Origin of the sequence: Salinisphaera sp. SWV1 (assembly GCF_052044155.1) — a bacterium.
Classification (GTDB): Bacteria; Pseudomonadota; Gammaproteobacteria; order Nevskiales; family Salinisphaeraceae; genus Salinisphaera.
Genome location: NZ_JBQDYE010000077.1, coordinates 1 through 6,207 on the forward strand (window position 1 = coordinate 1; position 6,207 = coordinate 6,207).

General features: G+C 65.2%; 7 protein-coding genes. 2 read left to right on the plus strand and 5 right to left on the minus strand.

The genetic code is table 11. From position 1 onward, the window contains the following. Nucleotides 1–296: 296 nt before the first annotated feature. From metF to metK, 3 genes are all read right to left on the minus strand, one after another. Nucleotides 297–1,169, minus strand: a complete 873-nt coding sequence (metF, locus tag ACS8YF_RS19325; protein ID WP_440851728.1) for a methylenetetrahydrofolate reductase [NAD(P)H] — start codon at nt 1,167–1,169, stop codon at nt 297–299. A 118-nt stretch (nt 1,170–1,287) separates the two neighbouring features. Next, entirely contained in the window at nt 1,288–2,709 is a 1,422-nt protein-coding gene (ahcY, locus tag ACS8YF_RS19330; protein WP_440851729.1) for an adenosylhomocysteinase, read from the minus strand. Between the two features lie 84 nt (nt 2,710–2,793). Beyond that, nucleotides 2,794–3,963 (minus strand): methionine adenosyltransferase, encoded by a 1,170-nt coding sequence (gene metK, locus ACS8YF_RS19335; RefSeq protein ID WP_440851730.1) that lies wholly within the window; start codon nt 3,961–3,963, stop codon nt 2,794–2,796. 174 nt (nt 3,964–4,137) lie between these two features. On the opposite strand from metK, the gene ACS8YF_RS19340 reads away from it, so the two are divergent. Together ACS8YF_RS19340 and ACS8YF_RS19345 are read left to right on the plus strand one after the other, a co-directional pair. After that, on the plus strand, nt 4,138–4,701 hold the full coding sequence (locus ACS8YF_RS19340; protein ID WP_440851731.1) for a thioredoxin family protein: 564 nt from the start codon (nt 4,138–4,140) through the stop codon (nt 4,699–4,701). A gap of 124 nt (nt 4,702–4,825) precedes the next feature. Then, a complete protein-coding gene (locus ACS8YF_RS19345; protein WP_440851732.1) occupies nt 4,826–5,479 on the plus strand; it encodes a TetR/AcrR family transcriptional regulator in 654 nt (217 codons plus the stop codon). A 52-nt stretch (nt 5,480–5,531) separates the two neighbouring features. Here the strand turns inward: ACS8YF_RS19345 and ACS8YF_RS19350 are convergent, their stop codons facing one another. Both ACS8YF_RS19350 and ACS8YF_RS19355 read right to left on the minus strand, forming a co-directional pair. Further along, nucleotides 5,532–5,822, minus strand: coding sequence for a metal-dependent hydrolase (locus tag ACS8YF_RS19350; protein WP_440851733.1), 291 nt, complete (start codon nt 5,820–5,822; stop codon nt 5,532–5,534). A gap of 36 nt (nt 5,823–5,858) precedes the next feature. After that, nucleotides 5,859–6,207: metal-dependent hydrolase (locus ACS8YF_RS19355; RefSeq protein ID WP_440851734.1), on the minus strand; the 349-nt coding region annotated here is incomplete at its 5' end.

Here is a 6,207-nt window from a genome sequence, read left to right on the forward strand (position 1 = left end):
CATCGGTTCGGCTCCTATTCACTCTCCACTGCTGACTATTGTCCCGAGATTTGTCGGGTTTTTCAGCAGCGCCCTAGGGCCGGGGTTGGCCGCCGTCTCAGGCGATGCCGCACGGCGATCAAGCCCGGTAGCGCCGGATAGGCCCGCCCGCGCCATCGCTGAGGTAGGCGCGGCCCGCGATAACCCGCCAGCTTCCGGCGCGCCGCGTGACTGCAACCGGCGCTGGCGCCAGACCTCGCTGTCGAATGCAAAACCCGGCTTCGGCCGGGTTTTCCACCTGGGCTTGCCGGCGCGGCTCAGGCGGCGTGGTGCGCGCTCGGGCCCGGCAGTTTGAGATCGTGCCATAGCGTGACCGTCGGCTCGGCCTTGTTGAGCGCGTAGAAGTGCAGCCCGGGCGCGCCGCCGGCGAGCAGACGCTCGCAGAGCCGGCCGATCAGGTCGCGGCTGAAGGCCTGCACCGACGCGGTGTCGTCGCCGTAGGACTCCATCTTCTGGCGGACCCAGCGTGGAATGTCGGCGCCGCACATGGCCGAAAAGCGCGAGATCTGGCCGAAATCGTTGATCGGCATGATGCCGGGCACGATCGGGATATCGACGCCCTTGGCCGCCACCTCGTCGCAGAAGTTGAAATAGGCGTCGGCGTTGAAGAAGTATTGCGTGATCGCGGAGTCGGCGCCGGCCCTGACCTTGCGCACGAAGTTGTCGACATCCTCGGCCGGCGAGGGCGCGGCCGGATGATATTCCGGATAGGCGCCGACCTCGAGATGGAAATCGTTGCCGTGGCGCTGCTTGATGAAGGCCACCAGCTCGTTGGCGTAATTGAACACGCCGGGCTTGTCCATGCCGTCGGGCAGATCGCCGCGCAGCGCGACGATGCGCTTCACGCCGGCGGCCTTGTAGTTGTCCAGCAACTCGCCGATCGATGCCTTTGTGCCTTCGATGCACGACAGATGCGGCGCGGCCGGCCGGCCGGTGATCTGCATGGCCTTCTTGACCGTTTCCAGCGTGCCGGAGCGAGTGGTGCCGCCGGCGCCGAAGGTCACCGAGAAAAAGGCGGGGTGCAGTTCGGCGAGCGCTTCCAGCGCCTGCTCAAGTCGTGCCTCGCCCTTCGGCCCCTTGGGCGGGAACAGCTCGATGGAGAAATCGTTGTGCGAGACATCATGGCTCATGGCGTCTCCCCCTGTTGTCTGTGGCGCGGTGGCGCCGATCATGGTGCACAAAAAAACCCGGCCCACGCGGGCCGCGGGCCGGGTCTTCCAGACCTAGATACGGCCTTCCATCACGCGCTTAGTAGCGGTAGTGATCCGGCTTGTACGGGCCCTCGACCGGCACGCCGAGATAGTCGGCCTGATCCTTCGTGAGCTGGGTCAGCTTGGCGTTGACCCGCGCCAGATGCAGGGCTGCGACCTTTTCGTCCAGATGCTTGGGCAGCACGTACACGTCGTTCTGGTACCGATCGCGATGGTTCCAGAGCTCGATCTGGGCCAGCACCTGGTTGGTGAACGAGTTCGACATCACGTAGCTCGGATGGCCCGTGGCGCAACCCAGGTTCACCAGACGGCCCTCGGCCAGCAGGATGATCTTCTTGCCGTCGGGGAAGGTGATGTGATCCACCTGTGGCTTGATCTCTTCCCACTCGTACTGACGCAGGGCGGCGACATCGATTTCGTTGTCGAAGTGACCGATGTTGCACACGATCGCTTCGTTCTTCATGCGCTTCAGGTGATCGTGGTTGATCACGTGATAGTTGCCGGTCGCGGTGACGAAGATATCGGCCTGCTCGACCACGCCCGGGTCTTCCAGATCCACCACGCGCAGGCCTTCCATGGCCGCCTGCAGGGCATTGATCGGGTCGATTTCGGTCACGCACACGGTCGCACCCAGCCCGCGCAGCGACTGCACGCTGCCCTTGCCGACATCGCCGTAGCCGCAGACGATGGCGACCTTGCCGGCCACCATCACGTCGGTGGCGCGCTTGATGCCGTCGACCAGCGATTCACGACAGCCGTAGAGGTTGTCGAACTTGGACTTGGTGACCGAGTCGTTGACGTTGATCGCCGGGAAGGTGAGCCCGCCCTGCTTGGCCAGGTGATACAGGCGATGCACGCCGGTGGTGGTCTCTTCCGAGACGCCGGTGATGGCCTTGCCGAGCTTCTTGTAGAAGTCCGGCTGTTCAGCCAGGCGCTTCTTCATCACCTTGAACAGCGCTTTTTCCTCGTCCGAACCGGGGTTATCGAGCAGGGACGGGTCGTCGGTGGCCTTGACGCCGAAGGTGGCCAGCGTGGTGGCATCGCCGCCGTCGTCCAGGATCAGGTTGGGCAGGCCGCCGTCGTGCCAGTCCATGATGGCATGGGCGTATTCCCAGTATTCCTCGGCCGTCTCGCCCTTGTAGGCATAGACCGGGATGCCGGATTCGGCGATCGCCGCGGCGGCATGGTCCTGGGTCGAGAACACGTTGCAGGAGGCCCAGCGCACCTCGGCACCGAGGGCCACGAGGGTTTCGATCAGCACGGCCGTCTGGATGGTCATGTGCAGCGAGCCGGCGATGCGCGCGCCCTTGAGCGGCTGATCCTTGCCGTATTCCTCGCGCAGGGCCACCAGGCCCGGCATTTCGGTTTCGGCGATGTCGATCTCGCGCCGGCCCCACGGGGCCAGGCTGATATCGGCAATCTTGTAATCTTCTTTGAGCTGTTCGGCAGGGCTACTCATCGATTCGTTCCTGTCGTTGAAATCGGTTCATGGCGTCGGCCAACCGGAGCGCCGGCCGACGGGCGCGAAAAATTCGCGCGGATACTAGGCCGCCTGAATGCCGGCAGCGTCGGCCAGCGCGGCCGCCTTGTCGGTACGCTCCCAGGGCAGATCCAGATCCGCGCGGCCGAAGTGGCCGTAGGCGGCCGTCGGCGCATAGATCGGGCGCTGCAGGTCGAGCATCTTGAGGATGCCGTAGGGGCGCAGGTCGAAATGATTGCGGATGAGCTGGGTCATCTTCTCGTCGTCGACCTTGCCGGTGCCGAAGGTCTCGACCCAGATCGAGGTCGGCTCGGCCACGCCGATGGCATACGACAGCGCGACTTCGCACTTGGAGGCCAGTCCGGCGGCGACCACGTTCTTGGCCACGTAGCGCGCGGCATAGGCGGCACTGCGGTCGACCTTGGACGGATCCTTGCCGGAGAAGGCGCCGCCGCCGTGGCGGGCCATGCCGCCGTAGGTGTCGACGATGATCTTGCGCCCGGTCAGGCCGGCATCGCCCAGCGGACCGCCGGTGACGAAGTTGCCGGTCGGGTTGATGTGCACGGTCGGGTTGTCGGTGAGCATGTTGCCGATGACCGGCTTGATGATGTGCTCGTGCACCGCTTCCTTGAGATCGGCCTGCGAGATCTCCGGATTGTGCTGGGTCGACAGCACCACGGCGTTGATCGCGCTCGGCTTGCCATCCTCGTATTCGAAGGTGACCTGCGATTTGGCATCCGGACGCAGCCAGGGCAGCGTGCCATCGGCCAGCAGTTCGGACTGCTTGCGCACCAGACGATGGGCATAGGTGATCGGCGCCGGCATGAGAACGTCGGTTTCGTTGCAGGCATAACCGAACATCAGGCCCTGGTCGCCCGCGCCCTGTTCTTCCGGAGCGGCCCGCTCCACGCCCTGGTTGATGTCGGCCGACTGCTCGCCGAGCACATTCATGACGGCACAGGTATCGGCGTCGAAGCCCATGTCGGAGCTGGTGTAGCCGATCTTGCGGATCGTGTCGCGCACGATGCTCTCGACCGGAATGCTGACCGGCCTGGATGTCTTGATCTCGCCGAAGACCATGACGAAGCCGGTCTTGGTCGCGGTTTCGCAGGCGACCTTGGCGGTCGGATCCTGCGCGAGATAGGCGTCGAGAATGGCGTCGGAGACCTGGTCCGACAGTTTGTCGGGATGGCCGCCGGTGACCGATTCGGAAGTAAACAGGGTACGGCTCATAGGACTATATCTCTCCATCCGGATATCCGGATGGACTATACGTCATCTATGGCCGCGATGCTACCGCCGTCGACGCAGCCCGGCGGACACGATGCCGGGCCGCGGTCCGGCGTCGCGTGAAACGGCAACAGGCCCTAGACTGGCGGCATTCATTCCCCGACTGAAAAGCCGACCATGGCATTGACCGATTCCACCATGATGCCGCTGGGTACCCCCGCGCCCGATTTCGCGTTGCCGGATGCCGTTTCGGGCAAGACCAGGACATTCGCCGATGTGGCCGGCGAGCGCGGCACGCTGGTGATGTTCATCTGCAATCATTGCCCATACGTGATTCATATCGCGCGCGAGCTTGCCGCAGTGGCCGCCGAATACGACCCCAGGGGCATCGGTTTCGTGGCGATTTCGTCCAACGATGTGAACGAGCGCCCGGAGGACGGCCCGGCGTACATGCGCGAATTCGCCGACCAATACAACTTCATCTTCCCGTATCTTTACGACGAGACGCAGGAAGTGGCCCGTGCCTACGACGCGGTCTGCACGCCCGATTTCTTCCTGTTCGACGCCCATGGCAAGTGTGCCTATCGCGGCCAGTTCGATGCCTCGCGCCCGAAATCGGCCGAGCCGGTGACCGGCGCCGACATGCGCGCCTCGCTGGACGCGGTGCTGGAAGGCGACCCGATTCCCGAGGAGGCCCAGGTGCCGAGCCAGGGCTGTTCCATCAAGTGGAAGGCCGCCTGAGGCCAGCCATGAGCCACCGGCACGGTTTCCAGCGCCTCCGGGCAGTGTTGCCCACGGCATTGCAGCCAGCGACATTCGCCCCGGCGCCTGAGGGGCGCATAACCGACCGTGCCAGAATAGACGCATGAGCGCTGTCAACTCTGCCAGGACGGGCCGTGGCCGGGCCTATGCCGGCCGCAGCTGCGCGGAGCGCCGCGAGGCCCGCCGGGCGGCGCTGATTGCGGCCGGCGTCGAGGTGTTCGGTCGCGACGGGTTCCGCGGTGCCACGGTCAAGGCGATCTGCCGTGAGGCGGGGCTCACCGAGCGCTACTTCTATGAGTCGTTCGCCAACAGCGAGGCATTGTTTGCGGCGGTCTACAAATCGATGATCGCCGCCGTCGAGGCCGAGATGATCGCCGCGATCGATGCCGCGCCGGCCGAGGCGGAGGCGACCGCGCGCGCCGGCCTGCGCGTCTATTTCCGGCATATGGCCGATCCACGGATTGCCCGCATCGTACTGATCGAGATCTTCGGCATCAGTGCCGATATCGATCGGACCTACCGCGCGGTCACGCTGAATTTCGCGCGTCTGACCGAGGACCTCACGGCCCGCCTGTTCGACGTGGCGGCGATCACGGCCGGCGCCGACAGCCGGCTGCTGTCCATGGGGCTGGTCGGCTCGACCATCCATATCGCCATGTACTGGCATCTGAACGGCTATCGCGAGTCGTTCGAGACCGTGGTCGAGTCGGCGCTGCGGCTGTATCTGGCGATGGCGGGCAACGCGCCGGCCGGCTGATGGGGCGGCCGTGGCGGGCGGCCGGCGCCGTCGACCAGTGTGTCCAGTTCGGTCAGCAGGTGGGCATTGTTCTGCTGCCGGGATGAAAGCTGTATTTGAAGTACGACAGCCACTCCGGAATCATCCGGCGCAGGTAGCCGGGGCGGCCGAAGTTGAAGTTGAGCATCCGGAGGTGCCCGCGCCATCCTTCGGCGTGGCATTTCGGGTCGGCCCGGCTCATTTGCCAGTAGAAGGCGAACACGATCGGCCAGAACAGGCCGGTGGCGACGATCATGACGCTCGAGTGTTCGAGCCAGTTGCGCGGGCCACGGCCGGTGCGCCGCTCGTACACGTCGTAAGCCACGGCCCTGTGCTCGATTTCCTCCAGCGCGTGCCAGCGCTACATGCGGGCGTAGTCTTCCTGTGAGCCGGCCAACTGCTCACGATGGTGCGGCAGCATGTGGCCCATCAGCGCGGTGTAGTGTGCCAGCGCGACGGTTGCCGCCAGCGGCGTGGATTTGGGCGTTTTGTGCTGGATCACGTCGAGCAGACGCCATGTGAACTTGCCGAGCTTGTTGGCAGGCAGGCCGGCGTCGGTGATGCCGTCGCGATAGCTGCGCACGGCGTCGATGAACATGCGCTCGCCGGCCGGGAACAGCAGCGACAGGGCGTTCATGAACGGGGTCACGTTCGGGCCCGCGGCATGCCAGTCGCCGATGCGATCGGCCGGGGGGGGGGGGGGGCAGCGA

Excerpts from the sequence above, each read along its gene's own strand:
- ACS8YF_RS19345 (WP_440851732.1), top strand. The coding sequence starts at position 4,826 with ATGAGCGCTGTCAACTCTGCCAGGACGGGCCGTGGCCGGGCCTATGCC.
- metK (WP_440851730.1), bottom strand. The coding sequence starts at position 3,963 with ATGAGCCGTACCCTGTTTACTTCCGAATCGGTCACCGGCGGCCATCCC.
- ACS8YF_RS19340 (WP_440851731.1), top strand. The coding sequence starts at position 4,138 with ATGGCATTGACCGATTCCACCATGATGCCGCTGGGTACCCCCGCGCCC.
- ahcY (WP_440851729.1), bottom strand. The coding sequence starts at position 2,709 with ATGAGTAGCCCTGCCGAACAGCTCAAAGAAGATTACAAGATTGCCGAT.
- metF (WP_440851728.1), bottom strand. The coding sequence starts at position 1,169 with ATGAGCCATGATGTCTCGCACAACGATTTCTCCATCGAGCTGTTCCCG.